This window comes from uncultured Aquimonas sp., assembly GCF_937888285.1.
In the GTDB taxonomy this organism is placed as follows: Bacteria; Pseudomonadota; Gammaproteobacteria; order Xanthomonadales; family Xanthomonadaceae; genus Aquimonas.
Map to the genome: position 1 here is coordinate 1 of NZ_CALART010000109.1, position 23,740 is coordinate 23,740.

The following is a 23,740-nucleotide window of genomic DNA, read 5'->3' on the forward strand; positions in this document are numbered from 1 at the left end:
CCCCTGCCGAAGTCGCAGGCGCAGATCGAAAGCCGCGGCCACGCCATCGAAGTGCGGCTGTATGCGGAAGACCCCGAGGCCGGCTTCCTGCCGGGCTCGGGCCGCATCGAGCGACTGCAGCTGCCGCAGGGCCTGCCGGGCGTGCGCATCGACGGCGGCGTGATCGAGGGCGACACCGTCAGCGTGTTCTACGACCCGATGATCGCCAAGCTCATCGTGCACGCGCCCGACCGCCCGCAGGCGCTGGCGCGATTGGCCGATGCGCTGGCGCGCTCGCGCATCGAGGGCCCGAAGTCGAACATCGAATTCCTGGAGCGGCTGGTCCGCCATCCGGCGGTGGTCGACGCGACCATCGACACCGGCTACCTCGATCGTCATCTCGACCAGGTGCTGCCGGGCGCGCGCATGGCTTCGCCTGAGCTGCTGGCTGCGGGCGCCGCCGCCCTGCTGCTCGCCGAGGCGGCACAGGTGCACGCCGAGGCCGCGCGCAGCGCCGAGCCGGATTCGCCCTGGTCGCTGGCCGACAGCTGGCGCGGCGGCCATACCGGCGACCGCCTGCTGGTGCTGGAGGCGCCCGGCGGCCGCGTCGAGCTGCATGTCGCCGGCAGCGCCGGCAGTTACGACATCCGCCTTGGCGGCACCCGCATCGAAGTCCGCGACGCCCAGCTCGGCGCCGACAGCCTGAGCCTGCGCATCAACGGCCAGCTGCGGCGCTTCCTCTGCCAGCTCGATGGCTCGCGCGCGCTGCTGCACGACGGCGTCGAGCGCTGGAGCCTGCAGCAGCGGCCCTCCTTCGAGTTCGAGGGCGAGGCCAGCGGCGGCGACGAGGACCGCCTGCGCGCGCCGATGCCCGGCCGCATCGTGCTGGTGCACGTCGAGGCAGGCGCCAGCGTTGAAGGCGAGCAGGTCCTGCTGGTGATGGAGGCCATGAAGATGGAGCTGAGCCTGCGTGCGCCGCGTGCCGGTGTGGTCGAGGCCGTGCAGGTCGCGGCCGGCGATTTCGTCGAGGCCGATGCGGTGCTGCTGCGGCTGGAGACCGCCGAATGATGCGCCCGCTGCTGCTCGCGCTGTGTGCGCTGATGCTCGCGGGCTGCGTCGAAACCCGCTTCGAATCGCCGCCGGGCGAGCGCATCCAGCGCTGCGACGAGACCTGGAAGGGCGTCTGGCTGGATCGCTCCGAGGACAGCCAGGTGGCCGGCCTGCTGGTCGACGAGCAGTGCCGCAGCTTTTTGCTCTCCCAGCTCGAAGACGGCGGCCCGCTGCGTCAGGCGCCGGTGCCGCTCAACTACGTCGAGCACCGCGGCCAGCGCTACGTGGTCGTGGCTGATGCCGCCCTGCAGGATCTGGTCACGCTGCCGCCCGTGCATGGCGTGTCGCCAGTGCCTACGCGCAACTTCTTCATCGCGCGCTACCGCCTGCGCGGCGCGAAGCTCGAGATCCACAAGGTCGACGACCGCGCGGCAGCACGCATGATCATCGACGGCGTGCTCGAAGGCACGGTCTCATCCACGCTCAACGAGCTGCACGTCTATGTACGCGGCACCCGCGGGGACATGCTGCGCATCGTCGAAACCCCCGGCCTGTTCGAGCGCAAGGCCTCGATCGTGCTGGAGCGCAGCCGCCGCACGCTGGCCGAAATCGAGGCCGAGCTGATGCGCGCGCGGCGCTGAACCAAGGAACTCGAATGGACCACGTACGCATCGTCGAAGTCGGCCCGCGCGACGGGTTGCAGAACGAGAAAACCCTGCTGCCGGCCGCACTCAAGATCGAGCTGATCGAGCGCCTCGCCGCCACCGGCCTTCAAACCGTCGAGGCCACCAGCTTCGTCAGCCCGAAGTGGGTGCCGCAGCTGGCCGATGCCGCCGAGGTGTTCAGCGCGATCGCGCGCCGGCCCGGCGTGCGCTACCCGGTGCTGGTGCCGAACCTTCAGGGCTATGAGCGCGCCAAGGCGGTCGGCGTCGAAGAGATCGCGGTGTTCGGCGCGGCGTCGGAAGTCTTCTCGCAGAAGAACATCAACGCCAGCATCGAAGAGAGCCTGCAGCGCTTCGCGCCGGTGATCGAGGCCGCGCGCGCGGACGGCATCGCCGTGCGCGGCTATGTCTCGACCGTGCTCGGCTGCCCCTACCAGGGCGAGGTGCCGGTGGCGGATGTCGTGCGCGTCGCGCAGCGCCTGCACGCAATGGGCTGCTACGAGATCTCGCTGGGCGACACCATCGGCGTCGGCACGCCGCGGAAGGCCCGCGCGATGCTCGAAGCGGTCGCGGCGGTGGTTCCCATGCAGGCGCTGGCCGTGCACTTCCACGACACCTATGGGCAGGCCATCGCCAACATCGCCGCCTGCCTTGAGGCCGGCGTGCGCGTGGTCGATTCAGCCGTCAGCGGCGCCGGTGGCTGTCCCTATGCCAAGGGCGCTTCGGGTAATGTCGCCAGCGAGGACGTGCTGTATCTGCTGGAAGGCATGGGCTTCATATATGGCGTCGATGCCGATGCCCTCGCCTCGACCGGCCAATGGTTGGCCGAGGCGCTGGGCAGGCCCAACGGCAGCAAAGCCGGGCGGGCGCGGATCGCTAACCGCGCCGCCCAGCATGCATAAGGTCTCCCTCGAAGGCTTACCAACACAACTTGTTTCGCCCCAGTCCTAGGAGAATCCAGAATGAATCGCATCTCCGTTGCCATGTTCGCCCTGTTGCTGGCTGTTTCCGGCGCGCAAGCCGCCAACGCGCAAGAAGGCACTTCCTGGAACGCATCCGAGCACTCTTCGAGCTATCTCGAGTGGCTCGTGAACTGGTTGCTCGGAAACACCGAGGGAACGCCGGAGGATGAGATGACTGTCCAGCAACGAACCGAATCCGCCGAGATCCAGGACGAGTCTCGCTCCTTCACCTCCATCATCCGATGAACTTCGCGAACTGATTCCGACCGGCTGTCGCGCCCGAACTTGGGCGGCAGTCGGCCAAGTCAGCAAGGCGGCTCTTCTGAACCCGGGCTAGGAGACACAGGTGACCACGCCAAAAAGGGAGCCATCCACCACGGCAATCTCTGAGGGCGAAGCCTGTCGGCCATCACTTCCCGACGTGATCGGCCCTTACCGCATCCTCGGCCTGCTCGGCGAGGGCGGCATGGGCCGTGTCTACCGCGCGCTGGAGCGCTCGCCGCCGCGCGAAGTCGCGCTGAAGGTCGCCGGCCTGCCGACCCGTGCCGCGCTGGAGCGCTTCGAACGCGAGATCGAGCTGCTGGCCCAGCTGGAACATCCCGGCATCGCGCGCCTCTACGCGACGGGCGTCGATGCGAGCAGCGGCCTGCCCTGGCTGTCGATGGAGCTGGTGCCCGGCGAGGATCTCGGCCGCTGGGCCGCGCGCGTGCAGCCCGATCGCGAGGCGATCGTGGGCGTGCTGCTGTCGATCTGCGCGGCCGTGCAGTACGCGCACGGGCGCGGCGTGCTGCACCGTGACCTCAAGCCCTCCAACGTCTTCGTCACGCCGGACGTCAGCACCCGCGTGCTCGACTTCGGCATCGCCCGCCTGCTGCAGCCCACCGGCGGCTTGGACCCGACGCTGACCGTGGCCGGCCAGATCCTCGGCACCCTGCCCTATATGGCGCCGGAGCAGCTAGCCGGCGAAGCGGTAGATGCGCGCGGCGACGTGTATGCGCTGGGCGTGATCGCCTATGAGCTGCTGGGCGGCCAGCTGCCCTATCCGCGCCTGCGCACGGCTTCGGCCTTCGAGGCCCTCGATATCGTCCGCGCGGGCGATCCGCCGCCGCTGGCGAGTCTGAGTCGGCGCGCCCAGGGCGACCTCGGCGAAGTAGTGATGAAGGCGATCGCGCCAGAGCTCGAGCGTCGCTACGGCAGCGTCGACGCGCTCGCCGCCGATTTGCGCGCGGTGATGGAGAGCCGCCCGGTCAGCGCGCGTGCGCCGACGCCAGGCTATCTGATCGGCCGCTTTGTGAAGCGGCATCGCGCCCTGAGCGCGGCGGTGGCGAGTATTGCCCTGGTGCTGCTGGCCGCCACCGGCATCTCCCTGCGCTTCGCCTGGTCGGAAGCCAGCGCCCGCGCGGACGCCGAATCGCGCGCAGCGGAGGCGCAGGCGATCAGCGGCTTCCTCACCGACATGCTGCAGTCGGCCGACCCCGAACGCAGCCTCGGCAATGAGCTGCGGGTCAGCGAGCTGCTTTATGTCGCCGGTGAATCCCTGCGTTCGGGCACGACAATGCCGGAAGCCACGCGTGCCCGGCTGATGACCACGCTCGCGCGTGCGCATCTTGGGCTGGCCGATGCGGAGCGAGCGACCGAACTGCTGGACTCGGCGCTAGCTCTGCCCGACATCGCCGCCCTGGCGGAGCAACGCACGAGCGCCGCGATCGAGCGTCTGAACGCCGATCTGGTGGGCGGACGTTTCGACCAGATCGAGCCTACTGTCACCCGATTGTTCGCCCCGGATGAGCTTGCTGGCGAATCGCCCACCGCGCTCGATGTCGAGCAGATCCGACTGCGCGCACGCATCGAGCAAGGAGAGCGCGAGTCGGCCGTCGCTGATATCAAGAACGCTCTCTCGCGCTCGGAACTCGCTCTCGGCCCCTCGCATCGCATCAGTCTGGCCCTGCGCCACGATCTCGCGTCGGTACTGCAGCTGCTGGGCAGTTTCCAGGAGGCCGCGGACGTCAACGCCGAAGCTGTACGCCTGCGCGAGCAGGCGCTTGGCGAGAATCATCCGCAGACTCTGTTCACCCGCAACCTCGCGGCAACCCTCAAGTTCCGCCTTGGCGACGAAGCCGGAGCGCTCGCCGATCTGGAGTCCATCCATGCGGCGCGCCGTCGAGTGCTGGGCGAAGTCCACCCTTCGACCCTGAGCAGCGGACTGAATCTGGCGACCGCACTGGTCAATCAAGGCGAAGCGGAACGCAGTTCGACGCTTGCGCGAGCCGCGCTCGATGGACTGAGCGCGCGCTTTGGACCGACCCATCGGCTGGCACTGAATGCACGTGACACGCTTGCACTCGCGCTGGAGCGACTGGGCAAAGTCGAGGAAGCAGCGGACATGCATGCAGGAACCCTGGAACTCTATGAGGACCTGGGGAAGCTGGATGCACCCGAGGCATTAGGTGTGCTCAACAATCTCGCCATGCTGCGGATGGACGCAAAGCAGTTCGAGCTCGCATTGCGGCATTTCGATCTTCTCGTCGAGCGTGCGCATGCGGCCCTCGGCGCAGAGCACGTTTATTCCGGAATGTTTGCCGGCAATCGCGCTCAGTGCCTGGCCGAGCTGGGCCGCCTTGCGGAGGCGCGCAGCGAATTCGCGTCCAGCCTTGCAGTCCTGCGCGGCACGCTGGGCGATGCGCATCCGCGCACGCAGCGCGTGCAGGCGCAGTTCGACGCCATCGCCAAGGCCCATTGAGTGAGTTGGATTGCCTGGGTAGCTGCAAGCATCGCCGCAGCTTGCTGCGCGTGGCTCTGGCAGGAACGCAGCCGCCTCATCTCACGTCTCGCCGCCCAGCAGGCGCTGTTCACCGAACAAGCGAAGTCCGAACGCGCCCGCATCCGCCAGCAGACCGCACTCGAAGAGCGCGAGCGCATCTATCGCGACCTGCATGACGATCTCGGATCGCAGCTGCTGCAGATGATCTACACCGCGCCCACGCCGGAGTTCGCCGACCAGGCGCGCGCCGTGCTGCAGAACCTGCGCGACGTGGTCAGCCGCTCGCGTGGCGAGCCGGGCAGGCTGTCGGACGTGCTGGGAGACATCGAAGCGGAAGCCCGGCAGCGGCTCTGGGCGGTCGAGGCGGAGCTGCTCTGGGAACAGGCCGGTGACTTGCCCGATCCGCAGCTCGATTCCGGCCAGGCCCTGCACCTGCATCGCATCGTCCGCGAGGGCATCAGCAATGCCATCCGCCATGCCCGCGTGCGCCGACTGCGCGTGCGCGTGCGGCCAGATGGCGCACAGCTGCTGCTGGACGTCACCGACGATGGCTTCGGCACACCTGTGGATGTACAGGAAGGGCGCGGCATGGACAGCATGCGCAGCCGCGCCGCCGAGCTGAAGGGGCGCATCGACTGGACGCCGGGAACCCAGGGCGGCACCAAGATCGTGCTGCGTTTTCCTCTGCCCGAAGGCGAGCACTGACGTGAGCGCACCCGCCGCACCTCGCACCGCCCTGCTGGTCGACGATCTGGCGCCGGCGCGGGCATGGCTGCGCAGCGCACTGCTGGACGCTTTCCCCGAGATCCGGATCACCGAGGCCGGCAGCCTTGCAGAAGCGCGCACCGCGCTGGCCGCCCTTGGCGCCGCGCCGGATCTGGCCCTGGTCGATCTGGGCCTACCCGACGGCAGCGGCCTGCGCATCATCGAAGGGCTGCAGCGCGAGCAGGCCCCCACCCTGTGCGTGGTCAGCACGGTCTTCGACGACGACGCGCATGTCTTCCCCGCCCTGCGCGCCGGCGCCCAGGGCTATGTGCTGAAGGACCTGCCGGCAGCTGCGCTGGCGCGGATGCTGCGCGGCATCCTCGACGGCCAGCCGCCGCTGTCGCCGAGCATCGCAAGGCGCCTGCTGCGGCAGTTCCAGCCAGCGACAGCGACCCCACAGCTAGCCACCGCAGAAGCGCTGACCGCGCGAGAGACCGAGGTCCTGCAGCTCATCGCCAAGGGTTACACCGTGCAGCAGACCGCCGCGGCCCTGGGCCTGTCGCCGCATACGGCCTCGGGCTACGTCAAGGAGATCTACCGCAAGCTCAGCGTCAATTCGCGCGCGGAAGCGACGCTCGAAGCGGCGCGTCGTGGCCTGGTCGATCCGCGCTAGGCACCCCCGTCGTAGCCTTGATGGGTCCGCCAGCGCGCAGCCCCCGGCGCGCCGGTGCGCGCAAACCCGTGCGACCTGAACCCGCGTCCCCTTGCCTGGGCAAAGAAGCAGCCACCACACTCGTGACGCGCGCCTCCCGGAGTGCAGGGGTGCGCGCATGCCTTGACCGCGCATCGCCGATGCAGGCCATTGATGCCGCAGCCCATCGCACTCGCCTTACGGCCCGCCCTGCATGACCGCCACCTTCATCACCCTGCTCGACTTCATCGGCACGTTCGCGTTCGCGATCAGCGGCGCCCTGGTGGCCGTGCGCCATCGCCTCGACCTGTTCGGGGTGCTGGTGCTCTCGTTCGCTGCAGCCACGGCCGGCGGCATCATGCGCGACGTCTTGCTGGCCGCGACACCACCCACCTCGCTGGTCGACTGGCGCTATCTCGCGGTGTCCAGCGCCGCCGGATTGCTGACCTTCTTCCGCCATGCCGACGTCGAACGCATGCGCAATCCGGTGCAGTTCTTCGATGCCGCAGGGCTGGGCCTGTTTGCTGTGCTCGGCACCAGCAAGGCGCTGGCCGCAGGCCTCGGGCCGGTGGGTGCGGTGATGATCGGCGTGCTGACCGGCGTGGGCGGCGGCGTGGTGCGCGACATGCTGGTGGCGCAGATTCCCAATGTGCTGCGGCGACAGGAGATCTACGCCGTCACCGCCATGACCGCGGCGCTGGTGGTGGTCGCCGGTGATGCCCTGGCTCTGCCGGCGGCACCTGTCGCGGTGGGCGGCGCGCTGCTGTGCTTCGTGCTGCGCCTGCTGGCGATCCGCCGCGGCTGGAAGCTGCCCGAGTCGGGGAGTGGTGTCGACCGCTGAACCGCAGCGGCTCGGCAGGGCTGTACGCAACAAAAAAGCCAGCATCCGAGGATGCTGGCTTTCTTGTTCTCGTATGGCGCGCCCGGAAGGATTCGAACCTCCGACCCCCAAGTTCGTAGCCTGGTGCTCTATCCAGCTGAGCTACGGGCGCGTAGAAGCGAAATTATGCGGGGTGTTTTTGGATCCGTCAACACTCGTCGTTCGATCTTCTGAAGCGACGTGTAAACATTCCTTACCCGCTCCAGATGCTTCCTTGGCCGAACAGTTCCCATGCAGGAAACCGTGTCGCCGTGGAAACCGAAGGGGGCCTTTCGGCCCCCTCGGATGCATCTGGCGGAGAGAGAGGGATTCGAACCCTCGATAGAGCTTTTGACCCTATACTCCCTTAGCAGGGGAGCCCCTTCGGCCTCTCGGGCATCTCTCCGGGTTTGCTGGCAACTGGCCTGGGAGACCCGTCGCCGCAGAGCGCGCAACTATAGACGAGTGCGTCGCACTGGTAAAGCCCGTTCAGGCCGTGTGATCGCCCTCCGGCTCCGGCTTCGCACCTTCGGCCGACTCCGAGCGGATGCGCTGGTAGATCTCTTCCCGATGCACGGCGACATCTTTCGGCGCACCGATACCGATACGCACCTGGTTGCCCTTGACCCCGAGCACGGTCACCGTGATCGAGTCTCCGATCATCAGCGTTTCGCCTACGCGGCGAGTCAGAATCAGCATGCCACCTCTCCTTGCGCCTGTTTCGCAGGGCCTTGGGCGCCTCACCCCCCGACGCGACACTCTCGATGCGCCTGTGAGCGCGGTGCCTTGCGTCGCCCAACGGCCATGCCGGCCTTCCCTAGTGCACACGCAGCGCGTGTGACATGTCTCAGCGACTATAGCCAAGGCCCCCAGCCTTAGCAATTCCTGAACAAGCCATGCCCGCCGCCTACAGGCGGCTGTAGCTCCAGCTCTGCATGCGGCCTTCACGGTAAGGCATCACGCCGTGGAAGGGGCGTGGATCCGCATCGAAGACCAGGGGCAGGAAATGGCGGTCGCCCTCCCACATCGGCAGGGCCATCAGGCGTTCGCGCTCGACCCAGACCAGGTCGCCCTCGGCGTTGCGCGGCGGCACCTCGCCGCTGAAGCGATCGATCAGGAAAATGAAGCCGAGCCAGTCTTCGCCCTGCTTGCCGAAGCCCGGCCAGTTGAGCGTGCCGCGCAGCTGCATGGACAGGCACTCGATGCCGGCTTCTTCGAGGATCTCGCGGCGCATGCCTGCAGCGATGTCCTCCATCGGCTCCAGCTTGCCGCCAAGCCCGTTGAACTTGCCGATGTGCTGGTCGTCGGGGCGCGCATTGCGGTGGATCATCAGCACGCGTTGGCGGTCGGGCGAGAGCACGTAGCCAAGCGTGGCGACGATGGGGGTGTAGGGCATGCGGATCTTCACTCGGACGGCTGGGCTTGCAAGCATAGCGACAGCCGCGCCCGGCAGAAACGCGAACGCCCCGCGCGGGGCGGGGCGTTCGCGGCCGGGCTGAGCAGCCCGGTTACTTGATGAGACGCAGGATGTAGGGGTAGCGGTAGGCGATGCCTTCGTTGGCCTTGATGCCCGCGAGGATCGCGAAGATCAGCCAGGCAACGCACAGCGCAAGGCCCAGCGGAACCGTCAACAGGGCGCCGAGCCCGAAGGTGATGAGGGTCAGCAGCACCAGCGCCAGGCCGACCAGCAGCAGCGTCAGGTTGAAGTTGACCGCTTCCTTGCCCTGATCGTCGATGAAGGCGGATTCATTCTTTTTGATCTGCCACATCACCAGCGGCGCGATGATGTTGCCCAACGGAATGAAGAAGCCCAGCAGCGCCGACAGATGCACGAACAGCGCGAACTGCTTTTCGCTGTTGTCAGGGCTGAGACCGGCCGGCGGCTCCGGCGGCTGAGCAAAGGGAATATTCGAGGGTTCGGGCGTGTCGCTCATCGTCAGCTCCTTGCAGGGATGATTCGGTTCGGGCGGTGTCCGTTCAGCCCGCACGTTGTCGCGCCGGACGCCACGGATGTCAAGGAAAGCTCAAGAGCCTTCACCGCCGCCCGCAACCGTCATGCGCCCGATCAGGATGGAGCCGGTGCGGATATGTGACCTCGGGTCGATGTCGCCGCCGACCGCCTCGATGGCCTGGTACATGTCGCGCAGGTTGCCGGCGATGGTGAACTCGTCGACCGGCCAGGCGATCTCGCCGTTCTCGACCCAGAAGCCCGCCGCACCGCGCGAGTAGTCGCCGGTGATTGTGCTGACGCCCTGCCCCATCAGCTCGGTGACCAGCACGCCACGGGCGACGCCGCCGAGCAGGTCCTCGAAGCGCTCGCCGCGCCCGTCGACGATCAGGTTGTGCACGCCGCCGGCATTGCCGGTGCTGGCCAAGCCGAGCTTGCGCGCGCTGTAGCTGCCGAGGATGTAGCGCGTCAGCACGCCGTCGCGCACCAGATCGGAATCGAGCGTGGCCACGCCCTCGGCGTCGAAGTTCGCCGAGCGCAGACCGCGCGGGATATGCGGGCGCTCGCGCAGCTGCATCCAGGCCGGCAGGATCTGCTGGCCGCAGGCGTCCAGCAGGAAAGAGGCGCGGCGGTAGAGGGCGCCGCCCGAGGCGGCTGACAGCAGGTGCCCGATCAGGCTGCGCGCCACTTCCGGCGCGAACAGCACCGGGAACTCACCGGTCGGCGCCTCGCGCGGATCCAGTCGACGCAGGGCGCGCTCGCCCGCGCGGCGGCCGATGCTTTCCGCGGCTTCGAGGTCCTCGGCGGCGCAGGCGCTGCTGTACCAGTAGTCGCGCTGCATGTCCTCGCCCTTGCCGGCGATCAGCGAGCAGCTGATCGAATGGCTGGTGCTGCGCTCGGCGCCGAGGAAGCCATGCGTGTTGGCATACAGGCCAAGACTGGTGCCGGTGCTCACGGAAGCGCCATCGGAATTGGCCAGGCGCGGATCCAGCGAACGCCCGGCCGCCTCGCAGGCGAGCGCAAGCTCGACCGCGGCATCCGCGCCGAGGCCCCAGGGGTGCCAGAGGTCGAGATTTGGGAACTCGCGCGCCATGCGCTCGGCATCCGCGAGACCCGCGCAGGGATCGGCCTCGGTATGGCGGGCGATGGCGATCGCCTGCTGCACGCTGGTCTCGATCGAGGATGGATCGAGATCCGCCGTGCTGGCGCTGCCCTTGCGTCCGCCGACATAGACGGTGATGGACAGGCCGCGGTCACGGGTGTGTTCGACGGTCTCGACCTCGCCCATGCGGACGTTGACGGCGAGGCCGGAATCCTCGTTGACGCCGACCTCGGCCTGATCCGCACCAAGTACCCGGCAGCGCTTGAGCGCGTCCTCGGCCAGCTGCGCCAGACGGGCCATCGATTCGTCGCTGGAAAGAGCCTGTGCGCCCACTCACGTATCCTTGCTGTTTGGAACTCCGCCAGCGCACGCCATGAACCGCCACGACGACAGCGAAGAATTTGATCTGGAAGACCGCGGCCCCAGCCGCAGCCAGCAGCGCCGCGACGCCCTGGCCGTGTTCGAGCTGGCCGAGCGGCTGGTGGCATTGTCCGACACCCAGCTGAAGAAGGTGCCGATGGACGATGCCCTGCGCGCGGCCGTGCAGCATACGCGACGCATCACCCAGCACATCGCCCGCAAGCGCGAGACCCAGTACCTGGCCAAGCTGCTGCGTCGCGACGAGGACGCCGTCGACGCCATCCGCGCCCATCTGGAAGTCGACCGCGACACCCAGCGCCGCGAGAATGCACGCTTCCATCGCCTCGAAGCCCTGCGCGACCGGCTGATCGACGACGAGTCGGCGCTGACCGAAGTCATCGAAACCTATCCCGAGGCCGACCGCCAGCAGCTGCGCCAGCTGATCCGCAAAGCCCGCGACGAGCGCGCCGCCGAACGCCCGCCGGCCGCCTACCGCGAGCTCTTCAAGCTGCTGCGGGGGCTGGATGACGCGCAGCTCAAGGCCAGCCAGGCCGACGCGGGTGACGAGGACGCGGACGCGGACGACGAGGACGCGCGCGCCTGAGCCCAGCCCCCGGCTGGCCCCACCTCGCGCTCGAACCTGTCGGCTGTGAGTCCCCACTCCCCAATCCCCGATCCCGGCCTGCACTGCCCGCACTTCGTCGCGGCCCGCTGCCGCTCCTGCGCCTGGATCGAGCGCGGCTATGGCGAGCAGCTGGCGGAAAAGCAGTGGCAGGCCGAGTCGCGGATCCGCGGCTCGCGCCTGCGCTGGCTGCCGCCGATGGCAAGCGCCCTCAGCGGCTTCCGCAACAAGGCCAAGATGGCGGTGGGCGGCACGGTCGAGGCACCCGTGCTGGGCCTCGTCGATATCGAAGACCATGCGGTCGACCTGGCCGACTGCCTGCTCTACCCCCCTGCCCTGCAGTCCGCCTTCGAGCCCCTGCGCGAGTTCATCCGCGCAGCCCGGATCACACCCTATTCGCTGGCCAAGCGACGGGGCGAACTGAAGTATCTGCTGCTGACCATCGCACCCTCTGGCGAACTCGGCCTGCGCTTTGTCCTGCGTTCCCGAGAGCCGCTGTCGCGCATCGAGAAGCATCTGCCCGCGTTGCGATCCGAGTTGCCTGCGCTGGGCCCGGTCTCGGTGAACCTGCAGCCCGAGCACAAGGCCGTGCTGGAAGGCGACACCGAGATCCTGCTGCCGGGGCCGGACAGCCTGCGCATGGTCCTGAACGGCATTCCGCTGCATCTCAAGCCGCGCAGCTTCTTCCAGACCCACACGGAGCTGGCCGCGGCGCTGTACGCGCAGGCAGCGCGCTGGGTCGCCGCACTCAAGCCTGCGCGCCTGCTCGACCTGTACTGCGGGGTGGGCGGCTTCGCCCTGCACTGCGCGCCGCATGCAGGCGTGGTCATCGGCCGCGAGATCAGCGCCGAGGCCATCGCCAGCGCACAGCGCTCGGCCACCGAGCTGGGCCTGTCCAATGCGCGCTTCGAGGTGGCGGATGCCAGCGCCGCGGCGGCCGTGGCCGGCGCGGTCGACGCCATCCTGGTCAATCCGCCGCGGCGCGGCATCGGCGTCGAGCTCTGTGCCGCCATCGAGGCCAGCCCGGCGCGGACGCTGATCTATTCCAGCTGCAACGCCGACAGCCTGGCCGCGGATCTGGCCCGCCTGCCGTCGTTCGAGCCCCTCGAAGCGCAGGTGCTGGATCTGTTTCCGCATACCGCGCATTTCGAGACTCTGGTGCTGCTGCAGCGCCACCCCGCTTGAAAACGCCCCCGCCCCGCCCCATTCCGGGGCGGCCGGTGCTCACGCACCCTTGATCCCCACCTGAACCCGGAGGCCCCATGAGCCAGGTCGAGACCCATGCCTTCCAGGCCGAGACCCGCGAGGTCCTGAAGCTCGTCATCCATTCGCTGTACTCGCACAAGGAAATCTTCCTGCGCGAGCTGATCTCCAACGCCTCGGATGCCTGCGACAAGCTGCGCTTCGAAGCGGTCACCGACGCCCGCCTGCTGGGCGGCGACGGCGACCCGGCGATCGAACTGGTGGTGGATGCCGAGGCGCGCACGCTGGAGATCCGCGACACCGGCATCGGCATGAGCCGGCAGGAGCTGATCGAGCACCTCGGCACCATCGCGCGCTCGGGCACCCGCGCCTTCATGGCGCAGCTGTCCGAAGCGCAGAAAGGCGATGCCCAGCTGATCGGCCAGTTCGGCGTCGGCTTCTATTCGGCCTTCATCGTCGCCGACCGCGTCGACGTGGTCAGCCGCAGAGCCGGCAGCGACGAAGCCTGGCGCTGGAGTTCGGACGGCAGCGGTGAGTTCACCGTCGAGCCGGCCGAGCGCGCCCAGCGCGGCAGCTCGGTGATCCTGCACCTGAAGCCCGAGGAAGACGAGTTCCTGCAGGCCTGGACGCTGAAGTCGCTGGTGCGTCGCTACAGCGACCACATCGCGTTCCCGATCCGCATGGCCAAGCCGGTCGAGGCCAAGGAGGGCGAGGAAGCTGCAGCGCCCGAGCTGGAAACCCTCAACGAGGCCAAGGCGCTGTGGACCCTGCCCAAATCCGAGATCAAGGACGAGGACTACCAGGCCTTCTACAAGCACATCAGCCACGACTTCGCCGATGCGCTGGCCTGGACCCACAACCGCGTCGAAGGCAACCAGAACTTCACCAGCCTGCTGTTCGTGCCCGAGCGCGCGCCCTTCGACTTCCAGTTCGACCGCGACCAGCGCAAGGGGCTCAAGCTCTACGTCAAGCGCGTCTTCATCATGGATGCGTCCGAGCAGATGCTGCCCAGCTACCTGCGCTTCGTGCGCGGCGTGGTCGATTCCGACGACCTGCCGCTGAACGTCTCGCGCGAACTGCTGCAGAACAACCGCCAGATCGAGAAGCTCAAGTCGGCGGTCTCCCGCCGCGTCCTCGACCTGCTGGATCGTCTGGCCCGCGAGGACGGCGCGAAGTACCTCAAGTTCTGGAACGCCTTCGGCAGCGTGCTGAAGGAAGGCGTCAGCGAGGACACCGCCAACGCCGAGCGCATCGCCAAGCTGCTGCGCTTCGCCAGCACCAAGAGCGCCAAGTCGGACGAGCTGCATGCGCTGGAGGACTACGTCGCGCGCATGCCGGCCGGACAAAAGGCGATCTACTACCTCACTGCCGATGGCTGGGCGGCAGCGTCGAACAGCCCGCAGCTGGAAGCGCTCAAGGCGCGCGGCATCGAGGTGCTGCTGATGCATGAGCGCATCGACGAGTGGATGAGCGGCTATCTGCGCGAGTTCGACGGCAGGCCGATGAAGAACATCGCCAAGGGCGAGCTCGACCTCGGCGACCTGCCCGACGCCGAGGAAGCGAAGAAGCAGCACGAGGAGGCCAGCAAGGCCGCGGCGCCGCTGCTGGAAGGCCTGAAATCCGCGCTGGGCGAGCGCGTGCGCGAGGTGCGGGTGTCGCAGCGCCTGACCGAGTCTCCGTCCTGCCTGGTGCTGGAGGAGTACGACATGGCCCTGCACCTGCAGCGGATGATGCGCGCCGCCGGCCACGACGTGCCGACGCCCAAGCCGATCCTGGAAATCAATCCGCAGCACGCTCTGCTCAAGCGCTTCGAGGGCGAAAGCGATGGCGAGCGCCGCGAGGAGCTGGCGCTGGTCCTGTTCGAGCAGGCCCAGCTGGCCGAGGGCGCGCCGCTGGAAGATCCGGCCGGCTTCATCCGCCGCGTCAACCGCCTGCTGCTGGCCGCGTGAGCGGGCCCGGTTCGACGGACACGGTCGGGGCGGACAGCGTCCGCCTCGACGTCTGGCTGTGGGCCGCGCGCTGGTTCAAGACCCGCGCCCTGGCCAAGGCGCAGATCGAGGCCCACCGGATCGAGGTCGACGGCCAGCCGGCCAAGCCTTCGCGCGGCGTGCGCATCGGCACCCGGCTCACCATCGAACGCGGCGGCGACCGCCACGATGTCGAGGTAACGGGCCTGTCCGACACCCGCGGCCCGGCCCCGGTGGCGCAGGCCCTCTACCTCGAATCCGAAGCCTCGAAAGCGCGTCGCCTCGAACTGGCCGCGCAGCGCGCCGCCGAGCGCGCCGGCTACCAGCCGCCGGAAACCCGCCCGAACAAGAAAGCGCGCCGCCTGATCCGCGCGCTCGGCGACATCGAGATGCTGTAGGGTGGGCCCCGGCCCACCATAGGCCCCACACCGCCCCACCTTTGAGCTACCACGCTTCGCACGCGCCGCGCGTCCAGCCCTTGCGCTGCGCATCCGACATCCAGAGCCATGACGGCGTAAAGGACTCCCGGGCCCCGAGCCCATGCACGAGGCGTTGTCGATGCCATGGTGGGCCAGGGCCCACCCTATGAGACGGCGGAATGGCTCAGCGTGCCCACGTCTGCCGGCAGACCGCTCACGCAGCCCTCGAAACGTCCGACACAGCACCGATTTCTTCGCATTCCCTGCACTGCTGTGCAGCAGAGATCACGGCGACCCGCTAGAATGCGGCGGTTTTGTGCCGTCGGAGAGCCCCAGTGAACAGCGCCCCCCTGAAGTATCGACGCGTCCTGCTCAAGCTCTCCGGTGAAGCCCTGATGGGGCGTTTCGACTACGGCATCGACCCCGAGGTCATCCGCGGGCTGGCGCAGGAAGTGCTGGACGCCAGCCGCGCCGGCGCCGAGATCGGCCTGGTCATCGGCGGCGGCAACATCTTCCGCGGCGCCGGTCTCGCCGCCGCCGGCATGGACCGCGTGACCGGCGACCACATGGGCATGCTGGCAACGATCATGAACGCGCTGGCCATGCAGGACGCGATCGAGAAGATCGGCGGCTACGCACGCGTGATGAGCGCCATCAAGATCAACGCGGTCGCCGAGGACTACATCCGCCGCCGCGCCGTGCGCCACATCGAAAAGGGTCGCATCGCGATCTTCGCCGCCGGCACCGGCAACCCCTTCTTCACCACTGATTCCGCCGCCGCCCTGCGCGCGGTCGAGATCGGCGCCAACCTGATGCTGAAGGCCACCAAGGTCGACGGCGTCTACGACTCCGACCCGAAGAAGAACCCCGAGGCCAAGCGCTACGAGCGCCTGAGCTACGAAGACGTCATCACCCGCAACCTGCAGGTGATGGACACCGCCGCCATCGCCCTGTGCCGCGACTACGGCATGCCGATGCGGGTCTACGACATGGGCGTGCCCGGCAACCTGATGCGCATCCTGCGTGGCGAGCCGATCGGCACCCTGGTCGACCGCGGCGCCTGAGGCGCGGGTTGCGCTGCGCATTGCCAGCCCGGACGCTGGCGCCTATAAACCACCACCCCATCCGAACAGGCCGGCGCCCCGCCGCCGACCGACCGAGGCCACCGCCATGCTCAACGACATCAAGAAGAACGCCCAGGAACGCATGCAGAAGAGCGTCGAAGCCCTGCGCTTCGAGCTGACCAAGCTGCGCACCGGCCGCGCCACCACCGCGCTGGTCGACCACCTCAAGGTCAACTACTACGGCTCGGACATGCCGCTGACCCAGGTTGCCTCGGTGGCGATTGCCGATGCCCGCTCAATCACGATCACCCCGTGGGAAAAGCAGATGGTGGGCCCGATCGAGAAGGCCATCCACGCCTCCGACCTCGGCCTGACCCCGAACACCGCCGGCACGGTGATCCGCATCAACCTGCCGCCGCTGACCGAGGAGCGCCGCAAGGAGCTGTCCAAGCACGTGGCCGGCGAGGGCGAGAACACCAAGGTGGCGATCCGCAACATCCGCCGCGATGCGATCCAGCAGGTCAAGGAGCTGCTCAAGGCCAAGACCATCAGCGAGGACGAGGAGCGTCGCGCCGAGACCGACATCCAGACCCTGACCGACCGCTTCGTCAAGGACGTCGACGGCGTGGTCAAGGCCAAGGAAGACGAGCTGATGGCGGTCTGAGCGGGCGCCCTTCTGGCTCCCGCCGGCATGAGTGCCGCCCCGCCGACCGAGGCCACCGCCGCGACGGTGCCCCGCCATCTCGCCGTCATCATGGACGGCAACGGGCGCTGGGCGAAGCAGCGCGGCCGGCCGCGCACGCTCGGCCACCGCGCCGGTGCGCGCGCGGTCAACCTGTGCATCGACTGGTGCATCGAGCGCGGCATCGGCGCGCTGACCCTGTTCGCCTTCTCCAGCGAGAACTGGCAGCGCCCGGCCGAGGAAGTCTCGGCCCTGATGGGCCTGTTCCTGCGCGCACTCGACCGCGAGGTCGAGGAGCTGCACCGGCGCCGCGTGCGCCTGCGTTTCATTGGCGAACGCAGCCACTTCAAGGCCGACCTGCAGGCCCGCATGGATCGCGCCGAGCTGCTGACGGCCGGCAATGGCGGGCTGCAGCTCAGCATCGCCGCAAGCTACGGCGGCCGCTGGGACATCGCGCGCGCGGCGCGACGGCTGGCCGAACGGGTGGCGCGCGGCGAATTGGACCCGGCGCAGATCGATGAAGCGCTGCTGCAGGCCGAGACCTGCCTCGCCGAGCTGCCGCCGCCGGACCTGTTCCTGCGCACCGGCGGCGACCAGCGCATCAGCAATTTCCTGCTCTGGCAGCTGGCCTACACCGAGCTGTACTTCACCGAAACCCTGTGGCCCGACCTCAGCCGCGACGCGCTGGACGAGGCGCTCGCCGCCTATGCCAGCCGCGAGCGCCGCTTCGGCCGCACCAGCGAACAGCTGAAGGAGACCCCCCCATGAACCAGCGCGTGCTCACCGCGCTGCTGATGGCACCGCTGGCGATCAGCGCGCTGCTGTGGCTGCCCACCTCGATCCTGATGCCGCTGGTGGCCGTGATTTTCCTGCTCGCCGCCTGGGAGTGGGCCGCGCTGATCGGCATCGAAGGCGCTGCCGGTCGCGCCGCCGTGCTGCTGCCGCCGGCAGCGCTGATGGCCTGGCTCTCGCACCAGAGCAGCCATCTGCACAACCTCTATCCGCTGGTCACCCTGATCGGCTGCGTGTGGTGGTTGCTGGCCACACTGTGGCTGCTGCGCCCGCGACTGCTGGCCGGCAACGCGCCGGTCAAACGCGGCGCCAAGCTGCTGATCCTGGTGCTGCTGATCGTGCCGGCCTGGGCAGGACTCGCGCTGCTGCATGCCGATGAGCCGGTCGGCCCGCGCTGGGCCCTGTTCGCGATCGCCCTGGTGTGGGCAGCGGACACCGGCGCCTTCTATGCGGGCACGCGCATCGGCGGGCGCAAGCTGTGCCCCTCGATCAGCCCCGGCAAGACCTGGGCGGGCTTCTGGGGCGGGCTGACGGCTGCCCTGCTGCTGTCGAGCGCCTGCTTCGCCCTGCTGGGCCTCGGCATCGCCCAGCTGCCGGCCCTGCTGCTGCTGACTCTGGTGACCGCACTGGCCTCGGTGCTGGGCGATCTGTTCGAAAGCGTGATCAAGCGCCAGGGCGGAGCCAAGGATTCGGGTCACTTGATTCCCGGCCACGGCGGCGTGTTCGACCGCGTCGACAGCGTCGTCGCGGCCCTGCCGGTGTTCGCGGTCGGCAAAGTCTGGCTGGGCCTGTGAGGCGGGTCGCGGTCTTCGGCGCCACCGGCTCGATCGGCGGCAGCGCGCTGGATGTGATCGGCCGCCACCCCGAGCGTTTCCGCGCCAGCATTCTCAGCGCCAACGACCAGGTCGACGCGCTGCTCTCGCTCTGCGAGCGGCATCGCCCCGAGCTGGCGATCATCGCCAATCCGCTGCACTACGTCGCGCTCAAGCACGGCCTCGCCCAGCGCGGCCTTGCCACCGAAGCGGCCGCCGGCCCCGACGCGCTGGAAGCGGCCGCCCGCTCTGGGCTGTGCGACACAGTGCTGGCCGCGATTGTCGGTGCCGCCGGCCTGCGCTCGACCCTGGCCGCCGCCGAAGCCGGCAAGCGCCTGCTGCTGGCCAACAAGGAAAGCATCGTCGTCGCCGGCGCCCTGCTGCTGGACGCAGTGCGTCGCAGCGGCGCCGAGCTGATTCCGGTCGACTCCGAGCACAGCGCACTGTTCCAGTGCCTGCCCCAGCCCGCGGTCGGACACGGCTTCGATGCGCGCCTCCGCCGGCTGGTGCTGACCGCCTCGGGCGGGCCGTTCCGCGGCCGCAAGCGCGCGGAGCTTGCGCAGATCACCCCGGAGCAGGCCTGCGCGCATCCGAACTGGAGCATGGGCCGCAAGATCTCGGTCGATTCGGCCAGCCTGATGAACAAGGGCCTGGAAGTCATCGAGGCGCACTGGCTGTTCGGCGCACCCGCCGAGCGCATCGAAGTGGTGGTGCATCCGCAGAGCATCGTGCACTCGCTGGTCGAGTATCTCGACGGCTCGCTGCTGGCCCAGCTCGGCCCGCCGGACATGCGCACCGCCATCGCCTGCGCCCTGGCGTGGCCGGAACGGGTCGAGGCCGGCGTCTCCGCGCTGGATCTGGTGAAGATGGGTCGGCTCGACTTCGAGGCACCCGACACCGAGGCCTTCCCCTGCCTGCGGCTGGCATTCGAGGCCCTGCGTACGGGTCCGGCGGCGACGACCTGCCTGAACGCGGCCAATGAAGAGGCGGTTTCAGGCTTTCTTCAGGGCCGCTTGGGCTTCCTAGGCATCCCCGAGCTGATCGATGCCTGCCTGCAGCGGTTCGGGGGCGAACGCGCCGACGATCTGCCGGCGCTCCTCGCTCTGGACGCCCGGGTGCGCGAACATGCGCGCAGCGGCCTCTGCTGAAGGCCCCCTCTAGGACGCGCAGCCCGCAATGCAGGACATCGTAGGTTCCATCTGGTGGCTGATCGTCAGCCTCGGCATCCTGGTCACCTTCCACGAGTTCGGCCACTACTGGGTCGCGCGCCGCTGTGGCGTGCGCGTGCTGCGCTTCTCGGTGGGCTTCGGCAAGCCGCTGTGGACGCGCATCGGCCGCGACGGCACCGAATACGTGGTGGCCGCCCTGCCGCTGGGCGGATACGTCAAGATGCTCGACGAGCGCGAGGCCGAGGTGCCCGCCGACCAGCTCGACCAGGCCTTCAACCGCAAGCCCCTGCGCCAGCGCGTCGCCATCGTCGCCGCCGGCCCGATCTTCAACCTGCTGCTCTGCCTGCTGCTGCTGTGGGGCATGTTCCTGGTCGGCAAGGGCGACTACCAGCCGCTGGTGGGGCGCGCCGACAAGATCGCCGCCGAGGCCGGATTCCGTGAAGGCGACCGCATCCTCAGCGTCGACGGCGAGGCCATGCAGACCTGGACCCACGTCGGCATGGGCCTGATCGGCGCCGCACTGGACCGCCGCAGCGTGGCGGTGGAGGTGCTCGATGCCGAGGGCAACGCGCGTACGCGTCAGCTCGACCTGAGCCGCCTGCCCGAGGGCGTCAAGGAGTCCGCGCTGATGCCGGCGATCGGGCTGGTGCCGCAGCAGGTGCTGCTGGCGCCGGTGATCGGAGAGGTGTCCGCGGGTGCGCCCGCCGCGCAGGCAGGCCTGCAGGCGGGCGACCGGATCCTCGGCATCGACGGGCAGCGCATCGCCTCCTGGGACCAGGTGACCCCTCGCGTTCTCGAGGCGGCCGAGGCCGGGCGCCCGGCACGCCTGAGTTTCGAGCGCGCCGGCTCGATCCAGGAAGTGACGCTGACGCCTGCGCCCAACCCGGAGGCGCAGACCAACCCACAGGCGCCGCCCTTCATCCTCGGCCTGCGCGCCCAGCCGGCCTCTGCCCCGCACGATGCCGTGCTGCGCTACGGGCCCATCGAGGCAGTGGCTGCGTCGTTCCGCGAGACCTGGCGCCTGACCACGACCACCTTCGGCATGCTCTACCGCATGGTGACCGGCGTGGCCTCGCTGCAGAACCTGTCGGGGCCCATCTCGATCGCCCAGTACGCCAACGACTCGGCCCAGCGCGGCCTCGCCTGGTTCCTGTTCTTCCTGGGCGTGCTCTCGCTCAGCCTGTGCATCATGAACCTCCTGCCCATACCGATCTTGGACGGGGGTCATCTGCTGTATTACCTTATCGAAGCGATCAAAGGCGCGCCGGTCAGCGAGAAGTCCCTGATCCTCGGCCAGTACGTCGGCTTGGCAATGCTGGGCGGCCTGATGGCCCTCGCGTTCTACAACGACATCCTGCGCCTGTTCAGTTCTTGAGCCGGAAAGACGCCTCCGCCGTGCGGGCACGCCCTACCCGCCCGGCACCCCCCAGCCCCTTCCCGGGGAGCGCCCGCCGAACGGGACTCTCCGCCGAGGGTGTGTATGCCTGCAGCTGCGCTATCCAGTCGCGGACGGGCGCCTTTGAACGGAAACGGACCCGATGAGCAACCGATACACCGCGCTCCCCCTGCTGGCCTTCGTGATTGCCGCCCCCGTGCAGGCCCAGAGCTTCGAGCCCTTCGTCATCTCGGACATCCGCGTCGACGGCCTGCAGCGGATCTCGGCGGGCACGGTCTTCACCTACCTGCCGCTGGAGCTGGGTGACCGCGTCGGCCGCGCCGAGGCCTCGGATGCCATCCGCGCGCTGTTCCGCACCGGCTTCTTCAGCGACGTCAAACTGGATCGCCAGGGCGACGGCATCCTGGTGGTGACGGTCACCGAACGACCGGCCATCAACAGCATCACCCTGACCGGCAACAAGGACATCAAGACCGAGGAGCTGACCAAGGGCCTGTCCGGCATCGGCCTGTCCGAGGGCGAGACCTTCAACCAGCTGCAGCTGGACAAGGTCACCCAGGAACTGACCCGCCAGTACAACAACCGCGGCAAGTACAACGTCTCGATCAGCCCGACGGTCAGCCAGCTCGACCGCAACCGCGTCGACATCAAGATCGACATCAAGGAAGGTCGCGCTGCCAAGATCAAGCACCTGAACCTGGTCGGCAACAACACCTTCAGCAACGAGGAAATCCTCGAAGAGTGGGAGTCGGGCACCACCAACTGGCTGTCCTGGTACCGCCAGGATGACCAGTACTCGCGCGAGAAGCTCTCGGGCGACCTGGAGAAGCTGACCTCGTTCTACCTCGACCGCGGCTATGTCGACTTCAACATCGAGTCGAGCCAGGTCTCGATCAGCCCAGACCGCCGCGACATGTACATCACCGCCAGCGTCAGCGAGGGCGAGGTCTACACGGTGTCCGACGTCAAGGTCTCGGGCGACACCGTGATCCCGGTGGAGGAGATGGAGAAGCTGGTGTTCATCGCCGAAGGTCAGACCTTCTCGCGGCGTCTTCTGGAATTCACCTCCGACGCGATGACCAACACCCTGTCGAACATCGGCTACGCCTTCGCCAACGTGAACCCGGTGCCGACCGTCGACCGCGAGAAGCGCACGGTCTCGATCAATTTCGTGGTCGATCCGGGCAAGCGCGTCAACGTCCGCCGCATCGTGTTCAAGGGCAATACGCGCACCTCCGACGAGGTGCTGCGCCGCGAGATGCGCCAGTTCGAGGGCATGTGGTTCTCGCAGGCGGCGATCGATCGCAGCAAGATCCGCCTGCAGCGACTGGGCTTCTTCGACGACGTCACCATCGACACGCCGCAGGTGCCGGGCACCGAGGACCAGGTCGATGTCGAGATCAGCGTCACCGAGCGGACTTCGGGCAGTTTCCAGTTCGGCCTCGGCTATTCGCAGTATTCGGGCCTGATCACCACCGTGTCGGTGCAGCAGAGCAACTTCTTCGGCACCGGCAACCAGATCGGCGTGACGGTGCAGAACAACAGCTTCGTCAAGCGCATGGATTTCTCCTACTTCGACCCGTACTTCACTGAAGACGGCGTCTCGGTGGGCTACAACATGAGCTACCGCGAGCTCGACCAGGGCGACGCCAACCTCGCCAACTTCAGCTCGGACTCCGGCAGCTTCCGCGCGATCTTCGGCCTGCCGATCACCGAAACCGACACCGTCGGACTCTCCTTCGGCATCGACAGCAACAGCATCACGCCGTTCGAGGGCTTCACGCCGCAGGAGATCGTCGACTACATCAACGCGCTGGAACGCCGTACCTTCAACTCCTGGCGCTCCGAGCTGTCGTGGTCGCGCAACACCACCAACGCCTTCTTCAACCCCACCCGCGGCACCTTCCAGCGGGTCGCGGCGGAAGTGACCCTGCCGGGCTCGACGGTCGAGTACTACAAGCTCAGCTACGAGTTCAACCGCTACTGGCCGCTGTCCCGCCATCTGGTGCTGCTGACCCGCGCCGACATCGGCTACGGCGACAGCTACGGCGAGCGCAAGGAACGCACGATCGACTTCACCGATGCCCAGGGCAATCCGGCGCAGCGTGTCGTCGTGGCGGACGGCCTGCCCTTCTTCGAGAACTTCTACGCCGGCGGCGAACGCTCGATCCGCGGCTTCGAGACCAACACCCTGGGCCCGGTCGGCTTCGGCACGCTGGCGCCCGACACGCGCCAGCCGCTGGGCGGCTCGCTGAAGACCGCCGGCAGCTTCGAGTTCATCTTCCCCACCCTGCTCGACTCGAACAGCGCACGCGTGTCGGCCTTCATCGACTACGGCAACGTCTTCGCCGGCACCGACAACTTCAGCGCCAGTGAACTGCGCGCCAGCGCCGGCATCGCCCTGCAGTGGCAGGCGCCAATCGGCCCGATCACCATCAGCTGGGCGCAGCCGCTGAAGTACGACCGCGAGATCGATCGCGTCGAGAAGCTGCAGTTCACCTTCGGCACCCTGTTCTGAGCACGGCCCTGGAGCCC

Annotated in this window: 23 protein-coding genes and 2 tRNA genes; 19 read left to right on the top strand and 6 right to left on the bottom strand. The window is 68.3% G+C overall.

The genetic code is table 11. The features are described 5' to 3' along the window. The 8 genes from Q0654_RS19315 to Q0654_RS19350 all read left to right on the top strand — a co-directional run. Positions 1-1,047 (top strand): biotin/lipoyl-containing protein (locus Q0654_RS19315; RefSeq protein WP_298856633.1); only part of this gene is annotated, 1,047 nt, incomplete at its 5' end. Further along, positions 1,047-1,670, top strand: a complete 624-nt coding sequence (locus Q0654_RS19320; protein ID WP_298856634.1) for a hypothetical protein — start codon at positions 1,047-1,049, stop codon at positions 1,668-1,670. The genes Q0654_RS19315 and Q0654_RS19320, both read left to right, overlap by 1 nt. Positions 1,671-1,684: 14 nt before the next feature. Next, positions 1,685-2,593 (top strand): hydroxymethylglutaryl-CoA lyase, encoded by a 909-nt coding sequence (locus Q0654_RS19325; RefSeq protein WP_298856635.1) that lies wholly within the window; start codon positions 1,685-1,687, stop codon positions 2,591-2,593. A gap of 60 nt (positions 2,594-2,653) precedes the next feature. After that, on the top strand, positions 2,654-2,899 hold the full coding sequence (locus tag Q0654_RS19330) for a hypothetical protein (RefSeq protein WP_298856636.1): 246 nt from the start codon (positions 2,654-2,656) through the stop codon (positions 2,897-2,899). Positions 2,900-3,074: 175 nt separating this feature from the next. Continuing rightward, positions 3,075-5,393 carry a serine/threonine-protein kinase gene (locus Q0654_RS19335; RefSeq protein WP_298856637.1) on the top strand — a complete coding sequence of 773 codons (2,319 nt, stop codon included), beginning with the start codon at positions 3,075-3,077 and terminating at the stop codon, positions 5,391-5,393. Continuing rightward, positions 5,394-6,119 carry an ATP-binding protein gene (locus tag Q0654_RS19340; protein ID WP_298856638.1) on the top strand — a complete coding sequence of 242 codons (726 nt, stop codon included), beginning with the start codon at positions 5,394-5,396 and terminating at the stop codon, positions 6,117-6,119. A 1-nt stretch (position 6,120) separates the two neighbouring features. Then, the gene (locus Q0654_RS19345) at positions 6,121-6,792 is read left to right on the top strand and encodes a response regulator transcription factor (protein ID WP_298856639.1); all 672 of its coding nucleotides are present in this window, start codon (positions 6,121-6,123) and stop codon (positions 6,790-6,792) included. Between the two features lie 232 nt (positions 6,793-7,024). Then, the gene (locus Q0654_RS19350) at positions 7,025-7,651 is read left to right on the top strand and encodes a trimeric intracellular cation channel family protein (RefSeq protein ID WP_298856640.1); all 627 of its coding nucleotides are present in this window, start codon (positions 7,025-7,027) and stop codon (positions 7,649-7,651) included. A 74-nt stretch (positions 7,652-7,725) separates the two neighbouring features. On the opposite strand, the gene Q0654_RS19355 is transcribed toward Q0654_RS19350, so the two are convergent. From Q0654_RS19355 to pmbA, 6 genes are all read right to left on the bottom strand, one after another. After that, positions 7,726-7,802: transfer RNA gene (locus Q0654_RS19355), tRNA-Arg, on the bottom strand. A gap of 180 nt (positions 7,803-7,982) precedes the next feature. Next, positions 7,983-8,075, bottom strand: a tRNA-Ser gene (locus Q0654_RS19360). Positions 8,076-8,158: 83 nt separating this feature from the next. Then, positions 8,159-8,368, bottom strand: coding sequence for a carbon storage regulator CsrA (csrA, locus tag Q0654_RS19365; protein ID WP_298856641.1), 210 nt, complete (start codon positions 8,366-8,368; stop codon positions 8,159-8,161). A 208-nt stretch (positions 8,369-8,576) separates the two neighbouring features. Next, positions 8,577-9,065, bottom strand: a complete 489-nt coding sequence (locus Q0654_RS19370) for an 8-oxo-dGTP diphosphatase (RefSeq protein WP_298856642.1) — start codon at positions 9,063-9,065, stop codon at positions 8,577-8,579. Positions 9,066-9,177: 112 nt separating this feature from the next. After that, a complete protein-coding gene (locus Q0654_RS19375) occupies positions 9,178-9,603 on the bottom strand; it encodes a DUF4870 domain-containing protein (protein ID WP_298856643.1) in 426 nt (141 codons plus the stop codon). 90 nt (positions 9,604-9,693) lie between these two features. Further along, positions 9,694-11,019, bottom strand: a complete 1,326-nt coding sequence (gene pmbA, locus Q0654_RS19380) for a metalloprotease PmbA (protein WP_298856745.1) — start codon at positions 11,017-11,019, stop codon at positions 9,694-9,696. A gap of 73 nt (positions 11,020-11,092) precedes the next feature. Between pmbA and yjgA the strand changes: the two genes are divergently transcribed. The 11 genes from yjgA to bamA all read left to right on the top strand — a co-directional run bounded on the left by yjgA (position 11,093) and on the right by bamA (position 23,723). Continuing rightward, entirely contained in the window at positions 11,093-11,683 is a 591-nt protein-coding gene (gene yjgA, locus Q0654_RS19385) for a ribosome biogenesis factor YjgA (protein ID WP_298856644.1), read from the top strand. Positions 11,684-11,728: 45 nt separating this feature from the next. After that, on the top strand, positions 11,729-12,886 hold the full coding sequence (locus Q0654_RS19390; RefSeq protein ID WP_298856645.1) for a methyltransferase domain-containing protein: 1,158 nt from the start codon (positions 11,729-11,731) through the stop codon (positions 12,884-12,886). 77 nt (positions 12,887-12,963) lie between these two features. Continuing rightward, positions 12,964-14,853, top strand: a complete 1,890-nt coding sequence (gene htpG, locus Q0654_RS19395; protein ID WP_298856646.1) for a molecular chaperone HtpG — start codon at positions 12,964-12,966, stop codon at positions 14,851-14,853. Continuing rightward, positions 14,850-15,269 (top strand): S4 domain-containing protein, encoded by a 420-nt coding sequence (locus Q0654_RS19400; protein WP_298856647.1) that lies wholly within the window; start codon positions 14,850-14,852, stop codon positions 15,267-15,269. Before htpG ends, Q0654_RS19400 begins: the two co-directional genes overlap by 4 nt. A gap of 356 nt (positions 15,270-15,625) precedes the next feature. After that, a complete protein-coding gene (gene pyrH, locus Q0654_RS19405; RefSeq protein ID WP_091238000.1) occupies positions 15,626-16,354 on the top strand; it encodes a UMP kinase in 729 nt (242 codons plus the stop codon). Positions 16,355-16,460: 106 nt separating this feature from the next. Further along, positions 16,461-17,018, top strand: coding sequence for a ribosome recycling factor (frr, locus tag Q0654_RS19410; RefSeq protein WP_298856649.1), 558 nt, complete (start codon positions 16,461-16,463; stop codon positions 17,016-17,018). Positions 17,019-17,045: 27 nt separating this feature from the next. After that, a complete protein-coding gene (gene uppS, locus Q0654_RS19415; RefSeq protein ID WP_298856650.1) occupies positions 17,046-17,804 on the top strand; it encodes a polyprenyl diphosphate synthase in 759 nt (252 codons plus the stop codon). Then, positions 17,801-18,622 (top strand): phosphatidate cytidylyltransferase, encoded by an 822-nt coding sequence (locus tag Q0654_RS19420; protein ID WP_298856652.1) that lies wholly within the window; start codon positions 17,801-17,803, stop codon positions 18,620-18,622. The genes uppS and Q0654_RS19420 overlap by 4 nt, the downstream gene beginning before the upstream one ends. After that, positions 18,607-19,788: a 1-deoxy-D-xylulose-5-phosphate reductoisomerase gene (locus Q0654_RS19425; protein WP_298856746.1), complete on the top strand. Its 1,182-nt coding sequence runs from the start codon at positions 18,607-18,609 to the stop codon at positions 19,786-19,788. Before Q0654_RS19420 ends, Q0654_RS19425 begins: the two co-directional genes overlap by 16 nt. 28 nt (positions 19,789-19,816) lie before the next feature. After that, positions 19,817-21,184, top strand: coding sequence for an RIP metalloprotease RseP (gene rseP / locus Q0654_RS19430; RefSeq protein ID WP_298856653.1), 1,368 nt, complete (start codon positions 19,817-19,819; stop codon positions 21,182-21,184). A gap of 163 nt (positions 21,185-21,347) precedes the next feature. After that, complete coding sequence (gene bamA, locus Q0654_RS19435; RefSeq protein ID WP_298856654.1) at positions 21,348-23,723, top strand: outer membrane protein assembly factor BamA; 2,376 nt, start codon at positions 21,348-21,350, stop codon at positions 23,721-23,723. The last annotated feature ends 17 nt before the right edge of the window (positions 23,724-23,740 follow it).